Raw genomic sequence first — 24,472 nt, forward strand, 5'->3', positions numbered from 1 at the left:
GCGGGGAGGTATAAGAAAGGTGGCTTGCGCTGTTCCGGGACCAGGTCTAACACTGCGCAAAAAGGGAGCCACACCATGCAGATCCTCAGCGCCCGTGACCTGATCGAACGCCTGCCCTACGATATCCTGGTGCGCGACCTACCCGCGCTTTTGCTGCGCAAAACTGACAGCCCCCAGCGCCATGTTCATACCGTCCACCAGGCTGGCGAACCCGATGCTACTCTGCTGATGATGCCGGCCTGGACCGAGGGTTTCGGCGGGGTCAAGATTGTCAATGTCACCCCCGGCAACGCCCAACGCAGCCTGCCCGCCGTCACCGCCAGCTACCTTTTGTTCGATGCCGTCACCGGCGAACACCGCGCCCTGCTGGATGGTGGCGAACTGACCGCCCGTCGCACGGCCGCTGTCGCCGCCATTGCCGCCGACCGGCTGGCCTTGAGCCATGCCCATCGGCTGCTGCTGATCGGATCCGGGCGGATCGCCGGTGAGCTTGCGTTTGCCTATCGGGCCATCCGCGATATCCGTACGGTCGAGGTCTATAGCCCGACTCACGCCAATGCCGAAAAACTGGCCCACCGGTTGCGTGACCACGGCTTTGCCGCGACGGCGACCGAGGACCTGGGCTATGCCGTCCAGCGTGCCGATATCGTCGCGTGCGCCACCCTGAGCCACACGCCTCTGGTCAAGGGCGAATGGCTGGCGCCGGGGCAACATGTGGCGCTGATCGGCGGCTACACCCACGACATGCGCGAGGCCAACGATGCCGCCATGGCGCGAGCCAGCATCTGGGTCGACAGTCATGCGGCGCTGAGCGAGGCCGGCGACCTGGCCGGCCCTTTGTCGCATGGAATTATACGGTACGAGGATATCCGCGGCACCTTACCGGACCTGTGCCGTCACGCTCAGGTCGACGGGCGTGAAGACGTGGTAACCCTGTTCAAGAGCGTTGGCGAGGCCTCCCAGGATCTTGCAGCGGCGGCGATAGCGCTAAGATAGGCCCCTTGGTCGCGGCGCGTTCTGATATCGCGGCGAAGCGGCAGTTTACGTTAAGTGGTCCACAAATTATACCAACCCACTTTGACTTTGACATTCTTTCCGCAAGGGGCCCCCTCCGTCTCGAGCCTCGCCGGCAGGCAGCGCTACGATCTTCGATCTCCGCTTGCTCGCCACCTCCCCATCGAAGGGATGGGGAGGAGAAAAAAATATGTTCAATAGTTTCTTCTCCTCCCCATTTCAAATGGGGAGGTGCCGAGCAAGCGAGCCCAAAGGGCGAAGCGCGTCGAGGCGGAGGGGTCTACCTACTGTCGATGTATCAATCTTTTCGTAGAGGGATTAAGGTGAATGGCTCCGGGGCACCGGTCACGCTCGAAAGAATTCCCTCTTAATCTGTGAAATCTGTGGACCCACTTACTTTTAAGGACCGATACGCGGCGAATGCAAGACGGCCCCAAACCTTAATCCCACGCCAGGACGACCTTGCCGGACTGGCCTGAGCGCATGGCATCGAAGCCCGCCTGGAAATCCGATGCCGGAAGCCGGTGGGTGATGATCCGCTCGATCGGGAAGCCGGCCTCGATCAGGCCCAGCATCTTGCGCCAGGTCTCGAACATCTCTCGGCCATAGACCCCGCGAATGGTGATCGCCTTCATGATGACGTCGGACCAGTTCACTGTCGCCTCGCCCGACGGGATGCCCAGCAGGGTCAAAGCCCCACCCATGCGCAGATGCTCCAAAGCCTGCGGGATGGCCGGCCTGGCGCCTGACATTTCCAGCGCCACATCGTAGCCGTTGGCGATGTTCAGTTCCCGACGGACATCGTGCAGGTCTTCCTTTGAGACATCGACCGTGCGGACATCGGCCATCCGTCCGGCCAGGTCAAGGCGGTAAGGATTGATGTCGGTGATGGTGACGCTGCGGGCGCCGACGAATTTCGCCGCCGCTGCGGCCATGATGCCGATCGGTCCGGCACCGGTGACCAGCACATTGGCGCCCACGACATCGGTCTGTTGCAGGGTGTGGATGGCGTTGCCGAAAGGGTCGAGCAGGGCGCCGACTTCGTTAGGCACGCGTTCGGGCAGGGGCACGACGTTGAAGGCGGGCAGGGCGAGGTATTGCGCAAAGGCGCCGGGCCGGTTTACGCCGATGCCTTGCGTGTCGGGGTCGAGGTGGAAACGGCCCATGCGGGCGGCTTCGCTGTCCAGGCTGATGACGTGGCCCTCGCCCGAGACGCGCTGGCCGAGGTGCAGGTTGCGCGTGACGCGGGCGCCGATCTCGACGATCTCACCGGCGAATTCGTGGCCGGTGACCATGGGGACAGGGATGGTCTTCGCGGCCCAGTCGTCCCAGTTATAGATGTGGATGTCGGTGCCGCAGATGGCAGTGTGCGTGATATGGATCAGCACCTCATCGGGGTTGCAAGCGGGTACAGGCACGGTCGTCTGCCACAGGCCGGGCTCGGGCTTCAGCTTGCTTAGCGCGTTCATTGTTTCTGGCATCGTTGTCGGATGGATGCGGGGGCTTGTCAGGGGTTTGGGATCGTCGCTCATTGGACGACTCCCAGTTCCTGGCCGACCCGGGTGAAGGCGGCGATGGCGCCATCAATCTGGTCGAAGCTGTGGGCGGCGGACATCTGGGTGCGGATGCGCGCCTGGCCGTCGGGCACGACCGGATAGGAGAAGCCGATAACATAGACGCCGTGGTCGAGCAGTCTGGCCGCCATGCTCTGCGCCAGCTTGGCGTCGCCCAGCATGACCGGGATAATCGGGTGTGAACCCGGCAGCAGCTTGAAGCCGGCCTCGCTGAGACCTGTGCGGAAACGCTGGGCATTGGCAGTGAGGCGGTCGCGCAGATCGTCGCCGGCCTCGGCCAGGTCTATGGCCTTGAGCGAGGCGGCGGTGACGGCGGGGGCCAGGGCATTGGAAAACAGGTAGGGCCGCGACCTTTGCCGCAGCAGGTCGATGACGGACTTTTTCGCGGCGACATAGCCGCCCATGGCGCCGCCGAGCGCCTTGCCGAAGGTGCCGGTCAGGATATCGACCCGGTCGGTGACGTTAAGGCGGTGGGGCGTGCCCGCACCCTTGGGGCCGACAAAGCCGGTGGCGTGGCAATCGTCAACCATGATCAGGGCGTCATAGCGGTCAGCCAGTTCGGCAATACCGTCCAGCGGCGCGAAATAGCCGTCCATGGAAAAGACGCCATCGGTGGCGATCAGCACCGTGCGGGCGGCGGCGGCGCGGGCGGCCTTGAGCTGGTCTTCCAGGTCGTTCAGGTCGGCGTTTTTGAAGCGGTACTTCTTGGCCTTGGTCAATCGAACGCCGTCGATAATTGAGGCGTGGTTGAGCGAGTCCGAGACAATGGCGTCTTCATCGCCCAACAAGGGTTCGAAGACACCGCCATTGGCGTCAAAACAGGCGGCATAGAGGAGGGCGTCATCCTTGCCGAGATAGGCCGCAATGCGCGATTCCAGTTGCTTGTGCAGGTCCTGGGTGCCGCAGATAAAGCGGACGCTGGCCATACCGGCGCCATGGGTGAGGAGGGCTTGGCGGCCGGCCTCGATGATGTCCGGGTGGTCGGCCAGGCCGAGATAGTTGTTGGCGCAGAAGTTGATAACCTGGCGGCCGTCCGCCAGAGTCAGGGCCGGGCGTTGCTTTGAGGCGATGACGTGTTCAGGCTTGGTCAGGCCGAGATTGGCGATATCCGCCAGCGTAGTGTCGACCCGGTCGTAAAAGGCGGTGCGCATGGGGTATTCCTGTCAGAACAGACCCCCGCCACTACACGTTTACGCTTTTAGTTTCAATTGAAATTACCCTTAGAAGCCCCAGCGAACATCGCCGTTGCGGGTATTGAACTGCATTTCTTCGAGTTGCCGTACATCGTCACCGTGGACGCGGCGCTTGCCGATCAGCGGCGTCTGCGGCTGCGGGACGGTCAGGCCGGCTTCGTCTAAAACGGCGGCAATCCGGGCGTCATAGTCCGGACGCAAGGTCGCCTTGTCGACCCCGACACCGCGGCTCTGCATCGCTTCGTCGACTTCGTCCATAAAGAACAGTTCGTCGACATAGCGCGACATCATCTCCAGGCTCTTGACCAGCCGCTGGTGGCTGAGACACGCCCCGTCGCCCAGCCGGATCATCCAGTCGCGGCTGAAATCGACATGATAGGCGACATCGCGGACGCTGCGGCCGGCAATCCCGGCGATCTGCTTGTCGGCCGCAGCGCTCAAGGCCTCGAGCATCAGATATTGCCAGTTGGAGAACAGGAATTGCCGCGCCAGGGTCTGGGCGAAATCTCCATTGGCCTGTTCGACGAGCAGGCAGTTCTGAAACTGATCGGCCGTGCGCTTGAACGCCAGCGCATCGGCATCGCGACCGGCGCCCTCGACGCGACCCGCCAGCTCCAGCCAGTCGGTGCCCTGACCGACCAGGTCCAGAGCCAGGCTGGACAGACCGAGATCTACCTCCAGGCACGGGGCATGACCGCACCAGGTGCTGAGCTTTTGGCCCAGAATAAGCGCATCGTCACCGAGACGAAGCGTGTAGTCGAATAGGGGATCGCGCATGGCTGTGGCCTTCCTGGAACTTTTTTATTTTTGTCGATTATGGGCGTGGTTTTCCGAAACGCCGGCTCGGACCTTAACCATTTTTGCTGCAGGTAATGGGTGCAGCATTTTTGCCCTGTCGGCAGTCAGGTTAGGGGGGGCGGGCATACTGGCGTTTCTCTTGTTATTGATTTTATTGATACAAAAAAACGCTCCAGCGGTCAAACCGGAAATTGACATTTATGTCAATTGTTGCGAGGGGCGTGCAAATTTGCAAAAATTTCCGAATGAGTCGGCTTATAAATCGTATATTTTGCTGCGGCTATTGTGCGGGTTAAGGTTACGGATCGCCCCCGTCTGATACCTCCCCGCGCATCTTATACCCATCCACGATGACCTTGACTCATCGTGGATTGGTATAACTACCTACTCATTATGCAGCGAGTCATGCAGCGCATCGAGCAGGCTGTAGGGGCCCTGGACGTCTTCGGTCAGTTCCCAGATCATCACGCCGGCAGTTTGTTCCGCCGCCAGGCGTGCCTTCGCCCGCGTCGTCGGGCGGCCGCTGTAGGTTATGTAGGAACAGCCACCGCAGCGCTCGCCAATGACGTCACTATAGGCCGCCTTTTCGCCATGACGCTCCAGGATGCTGCGGTAGTCGGTATACTGCCCGGCATAGGTGCCAAAGCCGCGGCCGTAAAAGGGCACGCCCAGGACGATCTTCTCCTTCGGCGCACCGCGGGCCAGCCAGGTCGCAATGTCCTTGCGCGCCATGTCCATTGACGCGTTCTCACCGCCCGGCGGTCCCCAGGTCGCGCCGACGCCGTCATAGGACATGATGTTGATGTAGTCGAAATGCGGGATCGAGCCGATCGGGATCATGCCGCCCGGATTCGAGGCGGTGGCGCAGGTCAGCAGCAGCCCGCGCTTATCCAGCGCCTTGTTCAGTTCCTCGGTGAACGGGACATAGCGCCCGGCCTTGTCGATGGCCGTCAGGGTCTCCCATTCGAGGTCGACATCTATGCCGTCCAGGTCGAAGTCTTCGGCGAACTTGACCAGGCTGGCGACGGTGGTGGCGCGCTTCTCGTCCGACAACAGGTCCAGCCAATCGCCTGTGCATTTCGGCAGTGTCCCGCCACCCAGGGACACCAGCACCTTGACGCCGTGCTTGTGCGCCTTGGCGACGATGTTGCGGATATCCGCCGCCGGCGTCATGCCGCCGTCGGGTGCATAGCCGTCGGAACAGGCCAGCAGGTCGCCATTGACGAACCGGCCCTGGGCATCCGGATTGACGAAGGAAATATTGATGTGGGTCAGCTTGGACATGTCGATGACGTCCAGCGTCGGGCGATAGTCCTTGAAGGTCGGGATATAGCCGATCACCACGGGCTTAACCGGTTTGGCGGCGACGGGAATGGCGGTGACGGTCAGCGCCAATACGGCGGCGACGATGGTTCTGAACATGACGTTTCCCTTGATTTGACGCCTCATATTTATCCCAAAAGTGGCAACCACTTTTGGGAATGAGGCTGGTGTTTTGTCGCAGAGTGTCACCGCCTTTGGTCATAATCAACAAGACCAATTTTATTTTCCTGATCCTTGAGATGCTGACGGGGTTTGGCTATGGATCGGGCAAATCCGGACGAGGGGCGTCGTACCCGGTCAAGACAAGACGACGCCGGAGACCTGTCATGTCCGTAAATGCCAAAACCTGGCCGATACCGGCCGTTCTGATCGCCATCGTTTCGGTGCAGATCGGGGCGTCCCTGGCCAAACACCTGTTCCCCATGATCGGCGCCGAAGGCACGACCGCCCTGCGTCAGGCCTTCTCAGCCATCATCCTGGTGGCCCTGTTCCAGCCGTGGAGGGGTGGACCCAAAACCCGCGCAGACTGGGGGCTGGTCGCGCTCTATGGCGGGCTCCTTGGAACTATGAACCTGGTCTTCTACATGTCGGTTCAACGTCTGCCGCTGGGTATCGCCGTTGCTATCGAATTTGCCGGGCCTTTGACCGTGGCCATCCTGGGCTCGCGAAGGTGGTTGGATACGGTGTGGGTTGCGTTTGCCATTGCCGGTCTGGCGATTCTGTTGCCGTTTCATGGCGGGGCCGGAGCGCTGGATCCTCTGGGCGTACTTTATGCCTCAATCGCCGGGGTGTGCTGGGGGCTTTACATAATCGTGGGGCAAAAGGTCAGCGACAGGGTCCATGCCGGCAAGGCCGTGGCGATCGGCATGGCGTTTTCGATGCTGTTTACCGTGCCCATCGGTTTTGCGCATGCCGGTATCCAGTTATTTGATCCGCAGATACTCTTGTGGGGCTTGGGCGTCGCTATTCTGTCTGGCGCCATTCCCTACACGCTTGAGATGCTGGCGCTGAAGCATATTCCGGCCAAGACCTTCGGCCTGATGATGAGCCTGGAGCCAGCCGCCGCCGCTTTGGCGGCCCTGGTGCTGCTGTCGGAATGGCTGACTGGTCCGCAATGGCTGGCCATCGGCCTGGTGATTGTCGCCTCGGCCGGCAGCAGCCTGACGTCGAAACGGGTCTCCATGACCGAGACGCCGAATTAGAGCGCATCCCAAAAAGTGCGACGCACTTTATCGGATTGCGCTCTATGCCGTGACTATATGGCCGTCCTGAACCTTCACCGGCCAGGCGGTGAGCGACTGACCGCCGCACGGCCCGCCGATACACAGGCCGCTGGAAATACGAAACAGGGCGCCGTGCCAGGAACAGACGATCAGGTCGCCCTGGGGCGTCAGGTAGTCATCCAGTTCCTGCGCCAACGGCATGCCGGCATGGGGACAGCGGTCGACATAGCCATAGACTCGGTCGTCCTGGCGGACAACGAAGCCGTGAAAATGGGCCTCGCCGATTTCGAGCACGAAGTTGCGCGCACGTCCCGGTGCGATCTGATCGAGCGGGCCCAGATTGACCCCTGCCGGGCAGGAAAAGACGCGCGGGTTAATCAAGCTTTGACCGTATTGGCGTCGACCGTATCGGCGTCGGGCTGGTGGCGCGGGTGGGCGCGGTTGAAGGCCGGATGGTCGGCGCAGTGTTCACCGACCGCGCGGATATTGGGGTAGGGCTTGAGGTCGACGTCGAAGCGCTGAGCCGAGAACATCTGCGGGATCAGCAAGCAGTCGGCCAGGCTGGGCGTGGCGCCGAAGCAATAGCCGGTGCCGTGGTGCGAGATGAGTTGGTCGAGGGCGGCAAAGCCCTCGCCGATCCAGCCCTTGGTCCAGCGCTTGATGGCGTTCTCATCCGCCATCAGGTCGGTTTTCAACGCCTTGAGCACGCGCAGATTGTTGAGCGGATGGATGTCGCAGGCGATCAGTCCGCACATGGCGCGCACCATCGCCCGGGCTTGCGGCGTTGCCGGCATCAGCGACGGCTCGGGGAAACGCTCGTCCAGCCATTCGAGAATGGCGACGCTCTGGGTGATGACCTCCCCGTCATGTTCCAGGGCCGGAATCAGGCCCTGCGGGTTCAGCGCCCTGTACGCCGGCGAGTAGTGCTCACCGCTGCGCAGGTCGTGTGCCACCTGCTCATAGGGCAGGCTTTTGAGATTCAGCGCGATGCGGACGCGATAGGCGGCGCTGGAGCGCCAGTAGCCGTGCAGTTTCAACATCTCAGGTCTCCTGTCGGCGCTCTTTAGAGGAGCTCAAACGCCGCATGGCTCGCCGCATTGGCGGCGACGGGCAGTCGCCCTTGCCGGGTTGCGACGAATGCAATCCGGATACCCTAAAGATAGCGAAGCCAGGAGGCAGGGAGAAGGCGCAAACCGCTCACAAGGGTGTGACCTTATACCAAGCCTCATATAGATTGACGCTTGGTATTCGCATTTTCTTCAGCTCAAACGCCGCATGGCTCCTCGCAAAAGCTCGGGCGCCCCAGAAACGTAAACTGGCGCGCTTGCCAACCCGCGATGAGTCAATGTCATCGAGGATTGGTATTACATCTTCATCTTTGGCCGTACGCTGCCCAGGCCGCCGTCGACCCCCAGAACCTGACCGGTGATCCAGTCATTGGCCGGATCGAGCAGGAAGACGATGGCGCGTGCGGCGTCCTGCGGCTGCCCGATCCGGCCCAGGGCATGCATGGCTTCGGACACCCGCAAGGACGTCTCTGACCCTGTCAGAGCCGCGGTCAAAGGTGACGCAATCAGTCCCGGCGCTATGGCGTTGACCCGGAGGCCGGAGCCCGCATAGGTCGCCGCTGCGGACAGGGTGAGCCCTATAATTCCGGCCTTGGCAGCGGCGATGGCTTCGTGATTGGCCAGCCCCGTTCGTGCCGCCGCCGACGAGATAAGCACAACCGAGCCACCCTGGGTCATATGGCGCCCGGCCGCGCGAACGGTCGCGAAGGCGGTTGTGAGCGAAGCTGCGATGGTTTCATCGTATTGGGCGCGGGTCGTCAGGTGCGCCGCGCGCAGCATCAGGGAGCCGGCGCAGTTCACGATACCATCGAGTTGACCGGCGTCGCGCACGACCCGGTCGACCGCATCGAAGTCGCGTGCGTCGAGCAATAGATCAGCGTCGATCCGCGATCGGTCGCGCGCCGTCGTGACCACTGTGTGGCCGGCGGCGCGGAGTTGGCTGGCCGTCGCCTGGCCTATGGCGCTGGCGGCGGCGAGGATAAGAAAATGTGCCATGATATTACCTGTTCAGCCACCAGACGCCGGCGTTGAGGGCGGTCGCGAAGGCCACCCAGGCCAGGTAGGGGACAAGGATGAGGCCCGCAGGCCGGTCGACTTTCAAGAATGTGAAGATGGTCGCGACAAGCGCCAGGATGAGCGCCCCGATTGTGAACAGCCCCAGCAAGGGTGACTGCAGTCCAAAAAAGGCTACCGACCACGCGCCATTGAGGACCATCTGCACAACGAACCACATGATGGCAACGCCCCGGCCCGAAAACCCGCGCGGTCGCGTCAGTACGCGCCAGAAAGCTATTGTCATCAGCAGGTACAGAACGGACCAGGCCGGGCCGAAGACCCAGTTGGGCGGCGTGAAGAAGGGCTTGCTCAGACTACCATACCAAGGCTGCAAACCCGCGAAGGTCGCCACATTGCCCACCGCAGCCGCCGACAGGACGACGAACGCAGCCAGGATTGCAGCGAAGAATGGATTCATGTGGGCTGGTTTGGCGGGTTCGGTGGGGGACATTGCGATCTTTCGGATAGCTTTGGGCGATCTTTCGAATAGCTCTGGGGTCTACGTATTCAGTCATGACTTGGTTCACAAGTGTCCACGTGTCATGGCATCGAAATGCAGAGCCGCCTGGGCGCGTACCGCGCTCTGGCGCTCTGGCCCCATCTTGTCCCAGGTGCTGTAGACAAAGGGCATGCGGGCATTGCCGGCGAACCGGTCGCGATGCCGGTCAATAAAGTCCCAGTAGAGCGCATTAAAGGGACAGGCCCTGTCGCCGGTCACAACCTTCGGATCGTAGGCGCAGCCGGAGCAATAATTGCTCATACGATGGATATAGTTTCCGCTGGCGGCGTAGGGCTTGGAGGCGAGAAGGCCGCCGTCGGCGTGCAGGGCCATGCCCAGGGTGTTGGGCAGTTCGACCCACTCATAGGCGTCGGCATAGACGGCCAGATACCATGCGTGCACGGCCATGGGATCGAGGCCCGCCAGCAGGGCAAAGTTGCCGGTGATCATGAGGCGCTGGATATGGTGGGAATAGGCGTGGTCGATGGTATGGTGGACAGCTTCGGCGACACAGGCCATGCGGGTTTCGCCGTCCCAGAAGAACCCGGGCAGCGGACGGTTGGCGTTCAGCGCATTGCGGTCGAGGTAATCCGGCATGAAGCGCCAGTAGATACCGCGGATGTATTCGCGCCAACCCAGGATCTGCCGGATGAAGCCTTCGACGGCATTGATTGGCGCCAGGCCGTCTCGCCAGGCGGCTTCGGCGCGGCGGCAGACCTCGAGGGGATACAGCAGGCCGGCATTGATATAGGTCGAAAGGAGGGAATGGTAGAGGTAGGGCTCACCCTTGACCATGGCGTCCTGGTAATCGCCAAAGTGCGAAAGAATATGCGCTATAAAATGGTCCAGCTCGCGCAGGGCCTGGCGACGGGTGACAGCGAAATGGAAGGGCTCAAGTCGCCCGAAGCCATCGGGAAAACGCGTCCGGACCAGGTCCAGGACCTCCCGGGTGATGGCATCCTTGCGAAAACTGATCCTTGGTCGCGCCTTCAGATCAGCCGGGGCGACTTTGCGGTTGTCCTTGTCGAAATTCCACTGACCGCCGCAGGGCTTGCCGTCGGGCTCCACCAGCAGGCCGTGCCGCCGCCGCATGTCGCGGTAAAAGTGCTCCAGACGGAGGGTCGTGCGGCCTTCCGCCCAGGTATTGAACGCCTCATGGCTGCACAGAAAGCGATCGTCGGGCAGGATATCGAGCGGGACGGGCAGGGCCAGGCGCAAGGCCTCAAAGCTTTCGCGCAGGCGCCATTCCCCGGGTTCTGTGACGACGACGCGACGGACGCCCAATTCCGCGACGGCCCGCAACACTTCGCCTTCGAGGCTTTGGGAGTTTTCGCCGTCGTCGAGGCGGACATAGCGGACCTGAAAGCCCGCTTCGCGCATGGCCTCGGCGAAATGGCGCATGGCCGAAAACAGGAAGGCGATCTTTTTGACGTGGTGACGGACATAGGTGGCTTCGCGCATCACCTCCGCCATCAGGATGACATCTCGTGCGCGGTCGGCTTTTGCAATGACCCCCAGGCGGGTCGACAACTGGTCACCAAGGACAAGCCGCAATACAGGCTCAGACATGCCGGTCGGCCGGTTGTTGGTATTGATTGGCGCGCCGGTTGACGGCCGCCTGTTCTGCGGTTTCGGTTATGCGTCGAAGACGAGTCTGCGGTGTGCGGGCATTTTGTATCCATTCCAGGATGCCGCGTTTGACGGATTTCGGAAACGCCGAAAAATGGCTGAGTGCGTCACCATGCTGCTCCAGCGCAGCCTGCAAATCGGGAGGAATAACGCCGGCCTCGACATCGTCAAGCGCCGTCCAGCTTCCATCCAGTTTCGCGGCGCTCACGCAGGCCAGGCCGACATCGGTCATGCGCCCCGCCGCTATGAGCTTGTCCACGCGGTCCTTGTTCAGGCGAGACCAGTTGCTTCCGGGTTTGCGCGGGGCGATGTAGAGCATGGTACGGTTCTCGTCGAGCTTGCGCGGGAGGCTGTCGATCCAGCCAAAGCAGAGCAATTCTTCGACAATCCGGTCGTAACCGATGTAACCCGTTGCATGGGCCCGGGCGCTTACCAGCCAGATACCGGTCGTTTGGGTGTTATGTTGCACCAGCCAGGCGCGCAGCATTTCAGCGGAGCCCATCTCAACCTGCGGCGCTGTCTCTGCGGGACGTTTCACCATGGTGGACGATTCCTGTCGGCCGGCGGATGTCCGGCGGTTTTGATCTGCTGTTTTTGCCGTTGACTGAGTACGCGATGAAGACGCCTGTGGATCAGATTCACGCCATCAGGTCGACGAACCCGGCCCCAAGCACACGCGCAGCGTCATCGGGCGCCAAACTGAGCAGCAGGCCGCGCTGGCCGGCATTGATATAGACTACGTCGAACACCTGCGCCGTCTCATCGATCGCTGTCGCAACCCGTTTGCGCTGGCCGAACGGCGAGATGCCGCCGACCTTGAAGCCGGTCAGCCGTTCGGCGTCGGGGACCCTCATCATGTGGGCCGTCTTGGCGCCGAAATGGGCGGCCAGCTTCTTCATGCTGACCTCCTGCGGTGACGGAACGACGACGCAAACCGGCTTGCCATCGGCCTCGGCCATCAGGGTCTTGAAGGTCTGGTCGGGATCGACGCCCAAGGCTTCGGCGGCTTGCAATCCGACCCGCGGCGCCTCCGGGTCGTAGTCGTACGGGTGCAGGTCGAAGGCGATACCGGCCCTCGTCAGGAAAAGTGTGGCAGGGGTGGTTTTGGACATGGTGGAACGTGTGATAAGGCGGCGTTTAGCGTCTGACAAGGAGCCAACATGACTTCGATTGCCCTGATCGGTCCCGGTGCTGTCGGCCTGACCGTCGGCGCGGCTTTGATCGACGCCGGTCATGACGTCACCTTGGTCTCGCGTCAGATTTTCGACGAGCTGGCAGTAGACACAGCCGAAGGCCCTTTTCGTCGTCATTCCGCCCATATTGGTCCCGCAGTGCCGTCGGACTGGGTTCTGCTGTGCACCAAGGCGCACCAGACGGCTTCGGCGGGCGAAGCGATCCGCGCCGCTATCGGACCGCGGACCCGCATCGCCGTACTGCAGAACGGCGTCGAACACAGGGAGCGCGTAGAGGCATTTTCCGGCGGCGCACCCGTGGTGCCGGTGGTGGTCGATGTGCCGGCCGTGCGCCGGGCACCAGGGGATGTCGTCTGGCATGGCCGGGCGGGGATGCTGGTTCAGGACAATGGCGACGGTCAGGCGTTCTGCGACCTGTTTGCCGGCAGTTTCGCCACGCCCGCCGCCGTTTCCGACCTGACCACACGGATGTGGCGCAAGCTGTGCGTCAATGCCGGATCGGGCGCAGTCCTGGCCCTGACACGTCAGCCGATGGGGGTGTTTCACAAGCCGGGCCTTGCCGATCTGGCCCGCGCCATTCTGGCCGAAACCCTCGCCGTCGGCCGGGCCGAGGGCGCTGATTTGCCCGATTCGGTTCTCGAAGAGCAGATGGCGAGCTGGCTGGCCTGTCCGGCCGACGAGACCAATTCGATGCTGGAAGACGTCCGCGCCGGGCGCGAATGCGAATGGGATGCCCGCAATGGCGTCCTGATCCGCAAGGGCCGCAAACACGGCATAGCAACGCCCGTCAGCGAGATTGTGGTGCCGCTGCTGGCAGGGTTATAGGGACGGGGCGATCGCTTTTTCCAGGGGTCACGGAATCGTTCTTATACCGCGAAGCGGCCCTGTTTACCCTGGGAGGGGTGAAACCGCGAATGAACGCGAATAAACGCGAATACCAAGCCCCACAAAGAATGAGGCTTGGTATAAGACGGTAGCGGCGTTCAGGACATGACATTAAGCTGTCACTATTCTTCCTTCATTCGCGTCAATTCGCGTTCATTCGCGGTTTCAACATCTTTGCTATCGAAAGCCGCTGCGCGGCGCTGTCAAGCCATGCGAGGTCCCCGTCATCGCTGGCGTTACATGCCTTCTACGATGGCCTTGCCTGTATATCTGCCAGGAAGTTCTTCACCTCGGCCTCGGTGGTCGCGAAGCTGGTCACCAGGCGATAGGCGTCGGGGCCTTCAGCCGGCCACGGATAGAACTGGTGGCCGCGGTCGAACAAGGTCTGGGCCACCGGGCGGGAGAGGGTGACGAACAGCTCATTGGCCTCAACCGGATAGAGGACAGTCACGCCGTCATTCCCTTTCAAACCGTCAGCCAGAAGCGCTGCCATGGCATTGGCGTGGCGGGCCAGTTCCAGCCATAACCCGTCCTCGACCAGGGCCTGGAGTTGGGCCGAGACGAAGCGCGCCTTGGACGGGAGCTGGCCGCCGCGCTTGTGGACATAGGCGAAGTCCTCGGCCAGGGCAGGGTTGAAGATCACCGCAGCCTCGGCCAGCATGGCACCGTTCTTGGTACCGCCGAACGACAGGATATCAACGCCTGCCATCACCTCGTGCGGTGCACACCCCAGGGAAGCCACGGCATTGGCGATGCGCGCGCCGTCCATATGGACGTAAAGGCGATGGGCGCGGGCAAAGGCGGTCAGCGCCGCGAGTTCCTCCAGACTGTAGACCGTGCCCAGCTCGGTGCTCTGAGTCAGGCTTATGGCGCGCGGCCGCGAGGTGTGCGGAGCGTGCTGCAGGGCGCGTTCGACGGTGTCGCCAAGGGCCGTCACGGTCAGCTTGGCACCGATTCCGTCGATGGCCACGATCTTGCCGCCGGTGAAAAACTCCGGCAGGCCGCACTCGTCATTGTTAATGTGCGCCTGGCGGTGGCACAGGATCGACTCATAGGGGCGGATCATGCGCGCCAGCGCCAGGCCGTTGCAGGCCGAGCCGTTAAACACCGGAAAGACGCTGACATCCGGTGCTTTGAAGACCTCAGCCATGGTCTCGCGCAGCCTCTTCGTGACCGGATCATGACCGTAGGCCGGCGCCGTGCCGTGGTTGACAGCAGCCAGGGCAGCCAGGACCAAAGGGTGGACCGGAGCGGTGTTGTCGCTGGCGAAACTGGCCATGAAGTCCTCGCGAAAAGCCTTTCCTATTCGCGCCAGGGCGCAAAGGGCAAGTCTGAAATTTGCGGACATCTCGGCATTCAGACAAAAACCACGCGCCGGGGGGCAATTAACCGGGTTTTCAGTCTGTTGTGATATCCGAGAGGTATGAAAACCCATTTTCTGAGTCTTTTCGTTCTGATGGCCGCGTCTGCGGCGCAGGCTGCCGATCTCGATGTCACCGTCAGTGACACGGGAGGCAAGCCCGTGCCCTTCGCTGTCGTGACCTGGACGCCGAAAAATGGCGCGGCGATTCCAGCGGCCGTGAAATCTGCGTCCTACGTCATGACGCAGAAAAATGTCCAGTTTACCCCCTTCGTCCTGGTGGTGCCTGTTGGCGCAACCGTCAGCTTTCCCAATCAGGACCGGGTCAACCATCACGTCTATTCGTTTTCGCCAACCCAGCCGTTCCAACTTCCGCTTTACGGCAAGGGCCAGACCCGGACTGTCACCTTCACCAAGGCCGGTACCGACGCCCTGGGCTGTAACATCCACGATTCGATGTCGGCCTATATCCGCATCGTCAATACCCCTTATTTCGCAACCACCGGCGCCGACGGAAAGACCGTCCTCAAGGGCGTTCCTGAAGGCGCCGGGTCGCTCAGGGTCTGGTATCCGCTGATGGACGCGCCGGATCACGAAATCGCCCGCTCGCTTACGGCTGGCAAGACCAACGCGCCCCAGGCCTTCTCGGTCAAGGTGCGCGCACGAATGACCCAGAATGGGTCGTATTAAGCCCGTTGAAACATAACTGAATCGGTTCTCACCCCCACATCAAGCGATTTTGCGACCATGACCGAGAGATGAAGCCGTTGTTTTTCAACACACACCAGGACAGTAGATGATTTTCAAGCGTCTCAGCACCAAACTGACGGTCATGTATGGCGGGCTGTTTTCGCTGGCCCTGCTGGTGATCGCGCTTGCCTGTTATGTGGCTGTGCTGTCCTATGCGCGCGATTCCGTACAGAAGGAACTGCAGGCCTCGGCCAGCGTGTTCAAACGTATCTGGACGCTAAAATCCGACGCCCTGCAGACCAATGCCATGCTGCTGTCGCGTGACTTTGGTTTCAAGCAGGCCCTGGCCACCGAGGACACGGCGACTGTCGAATCGGCCTTCCTGAACCTGCAGAGCCGCCTGAAAACCGACGCGGGCATGGTCATTGGCCGCGATGGCCGGCCGATGTTCGGCGACACCTCGCCACTGGCCAACAACCTGGCCCACGCCCTGGCGGCGCGCGACCAACTCGACTCGCAAATTGGCATCATTTCCGTCGACAGCCACCCCTATCAGGCTGTCGCCGCTCCGGTCATGGCACCGGATCGTCTGGGCTGGGTCGTCTTTGCGTCGCGCCTGGACGACACTGAAATGCAGAGCCTGCAGGGGCTGGCTTCGATTCCGATCAAGGCGTCGATCCTGACCCAGACTCGCGGTGGTCTGTGGCAGGGGCCGGCGGACCAGACCCAGGATTACAAGCCCAGCTCCCTGAGCTTCTTCATCGATCAGAGCCTGGACACTAAGGCAGCCAGCATGGTGGAGAGCCTTAACGGGACCGTGATCGCGGTCGCCACTTCCCTGCCTAACCTTGAGAACGACCAGCGCAGCGTGCTGCTGCTCAGCTACCCCCTAAGCGCGGCCCTGAAGGCCTATCAGCCCCTGCTGTCTGTGCTGTTTGCCATTGGCGCCCTGGGTCTGACCTTCGTCATCATGGCCAGCCTCTATCTGGCGCGCTCCCTGACCAAGCCGATCCTGCTGCTGAAGGAGGCTGCCAGCGCCTTGCGCGACGGCCGTTCGAGCCAGGTGACGATCTCGACCACCGACGAGATGGCCGACCTGGCCCATGCCTTCAACGACATGGCCATATCGATCGAAGATCGCGAGCGCGACATCACGCGGCTGGCCAAGACTGATATCGCCACCAACATGCCTAACCGCTCGGCTTTTGAGGATCATATCGCCGAAGTGAAGGACAGGTCAGACACCGGAATGGTCGTCGTCGCCATCGGTATCGAGCGCTACGCCCATATCCGCGCCGTATGGGGCGGTGCCTATGCCCATACGCTGGTGTCACGACTGCAGAGCATTCTGGCGCGCCTGTTCGACAAGGCCTTTATCGCGCGCCTGTCGGCCGACACCCTGGGCCTGTGCCTGTCGCCGTGCGATGCCGAACAGGCCATGCCGCTGGCACGCGCCATCGCAGCGCGTCTGATCAAGCGCATCAAGGTCACCGACGATCAGAGCCTGGACGTCAATGTGTGCCAGGGTGTCTATCATGTGGGCCATGTCCGCCCGACCGCCGACGAGGTGGTCGAACGCTCTCTGATCGCTCTGGACCAGGCCCGCGCCGCCAAGACCGGCATTGCCCAGTTCGATCCGCGGATCTATTCGGAACTGGCCGACACGCTTCTGCTCACCGATCAGCTATACGCCGCCCTGCAGTCCAGGGCGCTGACCGTGTGGTACCAGCCCAAGTTCAGCTACCGCGAAGGCCGAATCACCGGGGTTGAGGCCCTGGTCCGGTGGAACCACCCCGAGCGCGGCTATGTCTCGCCCCAGCGCTTCGTCGCCATCGCCGAGGAAACCGGCGCCATCCGCGACCTGACCCTGCACGTCTTCGACACGGTCCTGACCGATCAGCGCCGCCTGAAGGAGGCTGGATTCGACCTCGACGTCAGCGTCAACTATTCCGGCCGCCTGTTGTCCGACGAAGCCTTTAACGCCAAGACAGTCAGCCTGGTCGACACGGCGGTCGGCCATATCTGCCTGGAAATCACCGAGACAGCGGTCATCGAAGATCCGAAAATCGGCCTGGCCGCCATCAATACCTTTGTCGAGCACGGCGTCGAAATTTCAATCGATGACTTCGGCACCGGCCTGTCGTCCCTGTCCTACCTCAAGCTGATCCCGGCCCATGAACTGAAGATCGACCGCGCCTTCATCATGGAAATCGAGCAGGGCCAGCGCGACGCTTTGCTGGTGCGCTCGACGATCGACCTGGCCCACGGTCTTGGCATGAAGGTGACCGCCGAGGGCGTCGAAACCGCCACGTCCTTTACCCTGCTGCAAGCCATGGGCTGCGACATTGCCCAGGGCTATGGTATTGCCAGGCCGATGCCGTTCGATGCTCTCGTGCCCTTCCTTGAGGACTTCCGTCAGGTCGCCGATGCCCGCGCGCGCATGCCCGAATTCCGCCCCCGCAAAGCCAATTCATGACCCGGGTCCGCTCGCCTCTCCCAGCGATCTGCGTCGCCGCCCTGGCAGGACTGGCAGGACTGGCCGGACTGGCGGCTTCGCCGTGCCTGGCACAGGCGCAACTGTTCGCCCCGGAAAACGCCAAGGCCTGGGTCGATCTGCGCCTGACCGCTTCGGACGGAGAACGCGGTTGGCTGGATCGGGGTTTTGGCAAGACCCGTTATGGCGGTAACGATGACGGCCCGCGCCTGGCACAGGTAGCCGTGGTATGGCAGCCACGCCTCGCCGACACAGTGACGGCCTATGTCATCGCCCAGTATGTGCCAGAGTTAGAAGAGTCCTTCGGCATCGAGGAGGCCTTTGTCAAATGGAAGCCTGTCCCGACCTCGGCGATTCGCTACAGTCTGCGCGCGGGTCAGTTCTTTCCGCCGGTATCGCTGGAGCACGACGGTGCCGGCTGGACCACGACGCGGACCCTGACGCCTTCGGCGATAAACAGCTGGATCGGCGAGGAGGTCCTGGTCCAGGGCCTTGAGGCCACAGTCCAGACTCAGGTGGCCGAGCATGTCTTCGGTGCGACCCTGGCCGGCTTTACCAGGAACGATACTTCGGCGACTCTGCTGACCTGGCGCGGCTGGGCCCTCCATGATGTTGCCGCTTCGGAGAGCTCAGCCATGCCGCTGCCCCAGGGGCTTACCGGCTTGCCGTTCAGCCAGGCGCCGCGCACCAGGCCGCTGGCCGAGGTCGATGGCCGCCTGGGTTACTATGTTCGGTTCGACTGGCGACCGCCGGCGTCGTTTGCCGTCGATGCCGAGTTCTACGACAACCAGGGCGATCCGCAGATCGAGCGCAACGGCCAGTGGGGCTGGGCGACACGATTCTATAATGTCGGCGTTCAGTACCAGCCGGCGCCAGGCTGGGAGATGCTCGGCCAGTACATGACCGGCCAGTCGCTCATGGGGTGGCAGGTCGGCAATGGCTTCTGGGCCTACGACATCAAGTATGATTCGGCATATCTTTTGCTGACCCGGCGCTTCGACGACGGTGCCCGTCTGAGCGGCCGCTTCGACCACTTTGCCGTCAAGGATCAATCGCGACGCTCGCGCGACGATAATACCGAAAAGGGTCACGCCGTTACCTTGGCCTGGATGCGTCCCCTGAGCGATCATCTCGCCCTGGCCACGGAAGCGCTGCATGTGCGCAGTTTTCGGCCGGCCCGGGTCAGCCAGGGGCTGGACCCCCGGCAGGAACAGACCCAGGTCCAGATCGCCCTGAAACTTCACCTGTAAAACCAGGCGTCATTCTATATGTCTCTTGGAAAAAATACCAACCCGCGTAATTCTTGACACACCGCGGGTTGGCAAGGCCGACTGGCCGCCCGAGCTTTTGCGAGGAGGCATGGGGCGTTTGAGCTGAAAAAATGCGAATACCAAGAGTCATTCTTTATGAGGCTTGGTATACACGCGCGGTTGCGACTGCGGTTTTCCATGTTGCGATGCGATATATGCGGCGGGACCAGGGCCAAACAGGTGCCTTGGGGGGGCGGAGGCGAGGCGGGCCGTTAACCTGTTGCGGCATCGCGAAGGCGTAAATGCGCCCTCTTGAAGGGGCGTTCCTGATCCAGGGAATGGCGGAGAGGGTGGGATTCGAACCCACGATAGAGTTGCCCCTATGCCGCATTTCGAGTGCGGTGCTTTCGACCACTCAGCCACCTCTCCGTCAGAGGAAGACCAGAAAAAACGCCTTGGTTTACAAGCAAGTAAATCTGCGAATTGAGCCAGTCCGCAAGCGTATCAACGCTTTGGGGTCGATCAGAGGGCGTGTCTCTACGCAAAGGCCGAAGAATTCGCAAGCCTTTTTCCGGCGCATATGATATTTTTATGTGCCCATCTGGCGGGCCTATAGATTTTTTACCGCCGCTTTGGGCCGATTTGACCACCCGTACGTTTGTGTCCCATAAGCGTGTCTTTCTGGTGTCAGTTCGCGTCAAAGCGGAGCCAAAAGTGCAGATTCTTAACCAAATGCGCATTTGGGTGCTATGCAAAACGGCTTCAGAAAGTTATGGAAGTCGCGTACTATGAAGTTTCAGTCGAGATGATCGACTGTTCGTTCGATGGCCAAGAGAGGGCAACTATTATGAAACTCAATTTGCTGGCGGGCGTCGCTCTCGCTGCGATGGCAGTAGCGACCGGCGCTGCTGCTGAACAATATCCGGGTTGGTACGGCGGGGTTGACCTCGGCTATCATGCCAAGGGTGACTATGAAGGCGTGTCGACCGGCAAGATGGCCGACGGTGGCGCCTACATGTATGACGTTGCGACCGACGAAGACTGGGCGGGTTTCGCCCGTCTCGGTTATCGCTATAACCCCAACTGGCGCGTTGAATTCGAAGGCGGCTACCGCCCCGGCGACGTGACCACGGCTACCGCGCCGTTCCCGCGCGACTATCCGACCATTCCCGGCACGACGGCCGTCGACACGGCGCTGTGCACCGTCGGTGTCATCCGTGGCGCCAACGATCCCTGCGGCGGTCCGCGCGGTTCGTTCGACCAGACCACCTTTATGGTCAACCTCTACTATGACATCCTGCCGGAATCTTCGCTGCACCCGTTCGTTGGTGTTGGCGTCGGTCTCAACCATGTCAAGGCAAAGCTGATCGGTCAAATGTCGACCAGCCCGGCGGGTGGGGTTTCCGACCTCAGCATCACCGGTAACGACACGGTTCCGGCCGCACAGTTCCTGGCTGGTATCGCCTGGGCCCTGTCCGACCGCCTGAGCCTGGACGTCACCTACCGCTATCTGGCGTCCGGTGAAGCCACTTTTGACGGCATGGTCGCTCCGCTGAGCGCAGCGAACATGATGCCTGGACCGAACAGCGGCCTTGGCTGGGAACAGCCGGGTGAGTTCTCCGGCAAGTTCAACGATCAGTCGATCTCGGTCGGCCTGCGTTGGGCCTTCGGTGTTGCGCCGGCTCCGGTCATCGAAACGCCGCCTGCTCCTCCGCCGCCCCCGGTCATCGAAACGCCTCCTCCGCCTCCGCCGATCGTTCCGGAAGCGGCGAAGTACGAAGATCGCACGTTCATCGTGTACTTCGAGTTCGACAAGTCCGACCTGACGGCTGATGCTCAGGCTGTGGTTTCGGCCGCTGCCGATTACGCCAAGGCCGGCGGCGCTGCTCGCGTCGTGGTCGTCGGTCACGCCGACACCTCCGGTTCGGCCGCCTACAACATCCGCCTGTCGGAACGCCGCGCCAAGACCGTTGCCGATGCCCTGGTTGGCCTCGGTGCTGACGGCTCCAAGCTGGCAGTCGACTGGAAGGGTGAATCCCAACCGGCAGTCGCCACCGGCGACGGCGTCAAGGAACCTCTGAACCGTCGTTCGACGATCGACATCACGTTCTAAGACTGAGAACGCGGCGTTTGTCGCAACCTAAAAAATGGAAACCCGGTCTGCTTGTGCAGGCCGGGTTTTCGTTTGTCGGAGGACGTGGTCGTTGGTCAGATTGACCATGGTGCGCTGCAGCGAACACAGGGCGTTGCCATACGATTATCACGTCACGGCAATGGTTTGAAATAATCGCCGCATCATTGTGAGAGTCGGTAGCGTGTGCGGCATATCTGGGCGCTGAACGGATTTCGACGGCTATATGTGGGGGCTTTCCCCCGAAGGGCAGGCGCTCGGCGGCGCCAGCGTGGCAAAATCATGCCTGCTGCACAGCAACATTGTGTGGCAATAAGGCTGCAACCCGTTACGCATGTCACAAGCGTCACAAAAGGTTTGCACTTTTCGCTCAAAAAGCAGCGAGAAACCTACTAAAGAATTAACAGCACAATTCTTGCGGCGTCTCGATAGGACAACCTGGGCATGCCCAGGCTGCTCATTTGTTGTCATCGGTCTGCCGGTACGGTTTGCTTTTTTCGTGTAACCCATTGGAGAGGGGATCCTCCGAATGAAACTCAATAAGTCCATCATCCTCGCCGGCACCGCGCTGGCGTCCCTGGTCTCGACATCGGGCGCTTTCGCCCAGTCGACCGCGACTCAACAGGTCGAAGAAAAGACCACCGAAGTCATCGTCCGCGGCGTCCGCGCGACGGGTCCGGTCCGTCGCGAAAGCGGCACCAAGGCCAAGTCGACTATCGGTCAGGACACCATCTCCAAGGGTTCGGCCGGCCAGACGATCGCCGACACGCTGAACCAGCTTCCGGGTTACAACTTTACCAACAACGATGCTTACGGTTCGTCGGGTGGTAACGTCGTCATGCGCGGCCTGGACGGCACGCGCGTCTCGCTGACCTTTGACGGTATGCAGCTGAACGACTCCGGCAACTACGCCATCTATACCAACCAGCAACTCGAGCCGGAACTGATCTGCTCGGCTTCGGTTCAGGGCGGCGCCACCGACGTCGACTCGATGACAGCCTCGGCCACCGGCGGCACCATCAACTATACGACCTGCAAGCCTGAAGCCGAATTCGGCGGCGTCGTGAAGCTGAGCGCTGGTTCGGACAACTTCCAGAACGTCTTCGTTCGCCTCGACTCCGGCACCTTCGGCCCCTTCGGCACGTCGGCCTTCTTCGCCTATACGGGTCAGTCCTACGACGCGTGGACGCGCGAGCCGAACCTCGACCCGGACATCAACGCCCGCCTGCAAAAGAACCAGTACAACGCCCGTATCTATCAACCGGTTGGCGATGACGGTTCGTTCATGAGCCTGTCGGCACACTGGAACGAAAACCGCAACCACTTCATGTTTGGCCCGACCAAGCCGCAAATCTATTGCCAGACAACGGGTGCCGGTGGCAATGCTGGTAACGTCGCGCCGACCTGCGGCTATGACTACAACAGCATCAACGCCGGCAACATCAACCCTTCGAACACCGGGAACATCCGCGGTCAGTCGAAGTGGGTGTTCAGCGACAAGCTGACCCTGACGATCGACCCGCAGTTCCAATACGTCCTGGCCAATGGCGGCGGCAACTCGACCCTGGCCGAGACCAGCCTGCAGATTCGTGGTTCGAAGGTCTCTACGGTAACCGGCGTCGATCTTAATGGCGACGGCGATACGGTCGACACGGTTGCGATCTATCGTCCGAACACGACCAATACCCACCGCTACGGTCTCAACACCAACCTGATCTATGCCCTGACCGACACGCAGACGATCCGTGTCGGCTACTCTGCCGACCGCGCCCGTCACCGTCAAACCGGTGAAGCTACCCTGCTGGACGGCAACAGTGCACCGATCGATGTTTTCGGTGGCCGCACCAATCATGACCTCCGTCTGAAGACGGCCGATGGCGACGGATCCTACTGGCGCCGCCGTGACCGTCTTTCGTTTGCCAATGTCGACGTCCTCTCCTTCCAGTATCGCGGCCGTCACTTTGACGAAAAGCTGGCTCTGGACCTGGGCCTGCGCAGCCAGAAGATGGAACGCGAGCTGAACCAGTACTGCTATTCGCCTATCAACGGCACCGGCTCTTCTGCCCCTTACTGCTCGACCCAAAAGGTTGTTCAGTCGGTCGACATGCAGGGCGGTAACAAGGTGGTCCAGCTCGAAGGTTCCACGAACCTGTACTTCACCCCGTTCAAGCGCAAGGTATCGTTTGACAAGCTACTTCCGAACATGGGTGCGACCTGGACCTTCAACAGCAGCAATCAAGTCTTCGCCACCTATGCGGAATCTATGTCCTCGCCGCGTACGGACAGCTACTACGCGGTTGTGTTCGATACCCCGGTAGCGGGCCTGACCTCGGCCAATCTGTCCACGACCAACCTGACAGCGGTTCAGTCGCGCACTCTGAGCGTGGCCAATCCTGAGCCGGAAACCAGCAAGACGATGGAACTGGGCTATCGCTTCCGTTCGCCGAACTTCGTGGCTTCCGCCACTGTGTTCTCGGCCGAGGACGAGAACCGCATCGTTTCTTCCTTCGATCCGGAAGATGGCGTCTTCTACGACCGCAACATCGGCGGCGTTAAGCGCAATGGCTTTGAAGGGTCAGCGGCCTTTACGCCGGTTGAGACTTTGACCCTGAACGGCAGCCTGACCTATACCGACACCGAGCTTCAGAACAATCTGGCCTTCGGCACCGGTACGGGCGGCGCTATCCGTTATCTGCCGACCGCTGGCAAGAAGCTGGTGGAAATGCCGGAATGGATGTGGACCGTCGGTCTCGACTATGAAATCACGCCGTCGCTGTTGCTGAACCTGAACGGCAAATATGTCGGCGATCGCTTCACCACCGATATCAACGACGACGTCGCTGAGAACTACTTCGTGTGGAACGGTTCGCTGCGTTACGACCTTCCGGTCCTGAAGGAAGGCACCTATCTGCAACTGAACGTTATCAACCTGTTCGACGAACAGTACCTGGGCAGCTTCTCTTCGCAGAACAACGCCTTGCCATATGCAGATGGCTTGGGCACTCCCAAGTCGGGTACCTTCCCGTTCATGAACGTGGGCGCTCCGCGCACCTTCGTTCTGTCGCTGCGCGCCGCTTTCTAAGCCAAGCCTGA

The 24,472-nt window shown here is 61.4% G+C and carries 21 protein-coding genes, 1 tRNA gene and 1 riboswitch; of the genes, 9 read left to right on the forward strand and 13 right to left on the reverse strand.

What is annotated here, in order from left to right; all coding sequences use genetic code 11:
- The first annotated feature begins 75 nt into the window (after positions 1-75).
- Positions 76-996, forward strand: a complete 921-nt coding sequence (locus ABAC402_RS30775; protein WP_023449621.1) for an ornithine cyclodeaminase family protein — start codon at positions 76-78, stop codon at positions 994-996.
- A 458-nt stretch (positions 997-1,454) separates the two neighbouring features.
- On the opposite strand, the gene tdh is transcribed toward ABAC402_RS30775, so the two are convergent.
- The 3 genes from tdh to paaC all read right to left on the reverse strand — a co-directional run bounded on the left by tdh (position 1,455) and on the right by paaC (position 4,558).
- On the reverse strand, positions 1,455-2,483 hold the full coding sequence (tdh, locus tag ABAC402_RS30780) for an L-threonine 3-dehydrogenase (RefSeq protein WP_200862131.1): 1,029 nt from the start codon (positions 2,481-2,483) through the stop codon (positions 1,455-1,457).
- Between the two features lie 59 nt (positions 2,484-2,542).
- Positions 2,543-3,739 carry a glycine C-acetyltransferase gene (locus tag ABAC402_RS30785; RefSeq protein ID WP_023449623.1) on the reverse strand — a complete coding sequence of 399 codons (1,197 nt, stop codon included), beginning with the start codon at positions 3,737-3,739 and terminating at the stop codon, positions 2,543-2,545.
- 69 nt (positions 3,740-3,808) lie between these two features.
- The gene (gene paaC / locus ABAC402_RS30790) at positions 3,809-4,558 is read right to left on the reverse strand and encodes a 1,2-phenylacetyl-CoA epoxidase subunit PaaC (RefSeq protein ID WP_023449624.1); all 750 of its coding nucleotides are present in this window, start codon (positions 4,556-4,558) and stop codon (positions 3,809-3,811) included.
- Here paaC and ABAC402_RS40220 point away from each other — a divergent pair.
- A complete protein-coding gene (locus ABAC402_RS40220; RefSeq protein ID WP_155847378.1) occupies positions 4,557-4,898 on the forward strand; it encodes a hypothetical protein in 342 nt (113 codons plus the stop codon). The two genes, paaC and ABAC402_RS40220, sit on opposite strands and share 2 nt — an antisense overlap.
- A 65-nt stretch (positions 4,899-4,963) precedes the next feature.
- Here the strand turns inward: ABAC402_RS40220 and ABAC402_RS30795 are convergent, their stop codons facing one another.
- Complete coding sequence (locus tag ABAC402_RS30795) at positions 4,964-6,001, reverse strand: glycosyl hydrolase family 18 protein (RefSeq protein WP_052025311.1); 1,038 nt, start codon at positions 5,999-6,001, stop codon at positions 4,964-4,966.
- A gap of 148 nt (positions 6,002-6,149) precedes the next feature.
- Positions 6,150-6,219, forward strand: a riboswitch (guanidine-III (ykkC-III) riboswitch).
- Positions 6,220-6,228: 9 nt separating this feature from the next.
- On the opposite strand from ABAC402_RS30795, the gene ABAC402_RS30800 reads away from it, so the two are divergent.
- Positions 6,229-7,104, forward strand: a complete 876-nt coding sequence (locus tag ABAC402_RS30800; RefSeq protein ID WP_023449626.1) for a DMT family transporter — start codon at positions 6,229-6,231, stop codon at positions 7,102-7,104.
- 42 nt (positions 7,105-7,146) lie between these two features.
- Here the strand turns inward: ABAC402_RS30800 and ABAC402_RS30805 are convergent, their stop codons facing one another.
- From ABAC402_RS30805 to ybaK, 7 genes are all read right to left on the reverse strand, one after another.
- On the reverse strand, positions 7,147-7,506 hold the full coding sequence (locus tag ABAC402_RS30805) for a Rieske (2Fe-2S) protein (RefSeq protein ID WP_023449627.1): 360 nt from the start codon (positions 7,504-7,506) through the stop codon (positions 7,147-7,149).
- Positions 7,503-8,165 carry a maleylacetoacetate isomerase gene (gene maiA, locus ABAC402_RS30810; RefSeq protein WP_023449628.1) on the reverse strand — a complete coding sequence of 221 codons (663 nt, stop codon included), beginning with the start codon at positions 8,163-8,165 and terminating at the stop codon, positions 7,503-7,505. The genes ABAC402_RS30805 and maiA overlap by 4 nt, the downstream gene beginning before the upstream one ends.
- 324 nt (positions 8,166-8,489) lie before the next feature.
- Positions 8,490-9,188, reverse strand: coding sequence for an SDR family NAD(P)-dependent oxidoreductase (locus tag ABAC402_RS30815; RefSeq protein WP_023449629.1), 699 nt, complete (start codon positions 9,186-9,188; stop codon positions 8,490-8,492).
- A 4-nt stretch (positions 9,189-9,192) separates the two neighbouring features.
- The gene (locus ABAC402_RS30820) at positions 9,193-9,699 is read right to left on the reverse strand and encodes a TspO/MBR family protein (protein WP_023449630.1); all 507 of its coding nucleotides are present in this window, start codon (positions 9,697-9,699) and stop codon (positions 9,193-9,195) included.
- A gap of 72 nt (positions 9,700-9,771) precedes the next feature.
- A complete protein-coding gene (locus tag ABAC402_RS30825; RefSeq protein ID WP_031235600.1) occupies positions 9,772-11,316 on the reverse strand; it encodes a cryptochrome/photolyase family protein in 1,545 nt (514 codons plus the stop codon).
- Complete coding sequence (locus ABAC402_RS30830) at positions 11,309-11,917, reverse strand: YdeI family protein (RefSeq protein WP_031235601.1); 609 nt, start codon at positions 11,915-11,917, stop codon at positions 11,309-11,311. The genes ABAC402_RS30825 and ABAC402_RS30830 overlap by 8 nt, the downstream gene beginning before the upstream one ends.
- A 97-nt stretch (positions 11,918-12,014) precedes the next feature.
- Positions 12,015-12,488: a Cys-tRNA(Pro) deacylase gene (gene ybaK, locus ABAC402_RS0120190; protein WP_031235602.1), complete on the reverse strand. Its 474-nt coding sequence runs from the start codon at positions 12,486-12,488 to the stop codon at positions 12,015-12,017.
- 48 nt (positions 12,489-12,536) lie between these two features.
- Between ybaK and ABAC402_RS30835 the strand changes: the two genes are divergently transcribed.
- Positions 12,537-13,394 (forward strand): 2-dehydropantoate 2-reductase, encoded by an 858-nt coding sequence (locus tag ABAC402_RS30835; RefSeq protein ID WP_023449634.1) that lies wholly within the window; start codon positions 12,537-12,539, stop codon positions 13,392-13,394.
- Between the two features lie 307 nt (positions 13,395-13,701).
- On the opposite strand, the gene ABAC402_RS30840 is transcribed toward ABAC402_RS30835, so the two are convergent.
- Positions 13,702-14,733, reverse strand: coding sequence for a low specificity L-threonine aldolase (locus tag ABAC402_RS30840; RefSeq protein ID WP_023449635.1), 1,032 nt, complete (start codon positions 14,731-14,733; stop codon positions 13,702-13,704).
- A gap of 144 nt (positions 14,734-14,877) precedes the next feature.
- Between ABAC402_RS30840 and ABAC402_RS30845 the strand changes: the two genes are divergently transcribed.
- The 3 genes from ABAC402_RS30845 to ABAC402_RS30855 all read left to right on the forward strand — a co-directional run bounded on the left by ABAC402_RS30845 (position 14,878) and on the right by ABAC402_RS30855 (position 19,248).
- A complete protein-coding gene (locus tag ABAC402_RS30845) occupies positions 14,878-15,504 on the forward strand; it encodes a hypothetical protein (protein WP_023449636.1) in 627 nt (208 codons plus the stop codon).
- A 106-nt stretch (positions 15,505-15,610) separates the two neighbouring features.
- Complete coding sequence (locus ABAC402_RS30850; RefSeq protein ID WP_023449637.1) at positions 15,611-17,980, forward strand: EAL domain-containing protein; 2,370 nt, start codon at positions 15,611-15,613, stop codon at positions 17,978-17,980.
- The gene (locus ABAC402_RS30855) at positions 17,977-19,248 is read left to right on the forward strand and encodes a hypothetical protein (protein ID WP_023449638.1); all 1,272 of its coding nucleotides are present in this window, start codon (positions 17,977-17,979) and stop codon (positions 19,246-19,248) included. The genes ABAC402_RS30850 and ABAC402_RS30855 overlap by 4 nt, the downstream gene beginning before the upstream one ends.
- 339 nt (positions 19,249-19,587) lie before the next feature.
- On the opposite strand, the gene ABAC402_RS30860 is transcribed toward ABAC402_RS30855, so the two are convergent.
- Positions 19,588-19,677, reverse strand: a tRNA-Ser gene (locus ABAC402_RS30860).
- 418 nt (positions 19,678-20,095) lie between these two features.
- Between ABAC402_RS30860 and ABAC402_RS30865 the strand changes: the two genes are divergently transcribed.
- Complete coding sequence (locus ABAC402_RS30865; protein ID WP_031235603.1) at positions 20,096-21,361, forward strand: OmpA family protein; 1,266 nt, start codon at positions 20,096-20,098, stop codon at positions 21,359-21,361.
- 547 nt (positions 21,362-21,908) lie between these two features.
- Positions 21,909-24,461: a TonB-dependent receptor gene (locus ABAC402_RS30870; protein ID WP_023449640.1), complete on the forward strand. Its 2,553-nt coding sequence runs from the start codon at positions 21,909-21,911 to the stop codon at positions 24,459-24,461.
- Positions 24,462-24,472: the final 11 nt, after the last annotated feature.

Origin of the sequence: Asticcacaulis sp. AC402 (assembly GCF_000495835.1) — a bacterium.
In the GTDB taxonomy this organism is placed as follows: domain Bacteria; phylum Pseudomonadota; class Alphaproteobacteria; order Caulobacterales; family Caulobacteraceae; genus Asticcacaulis.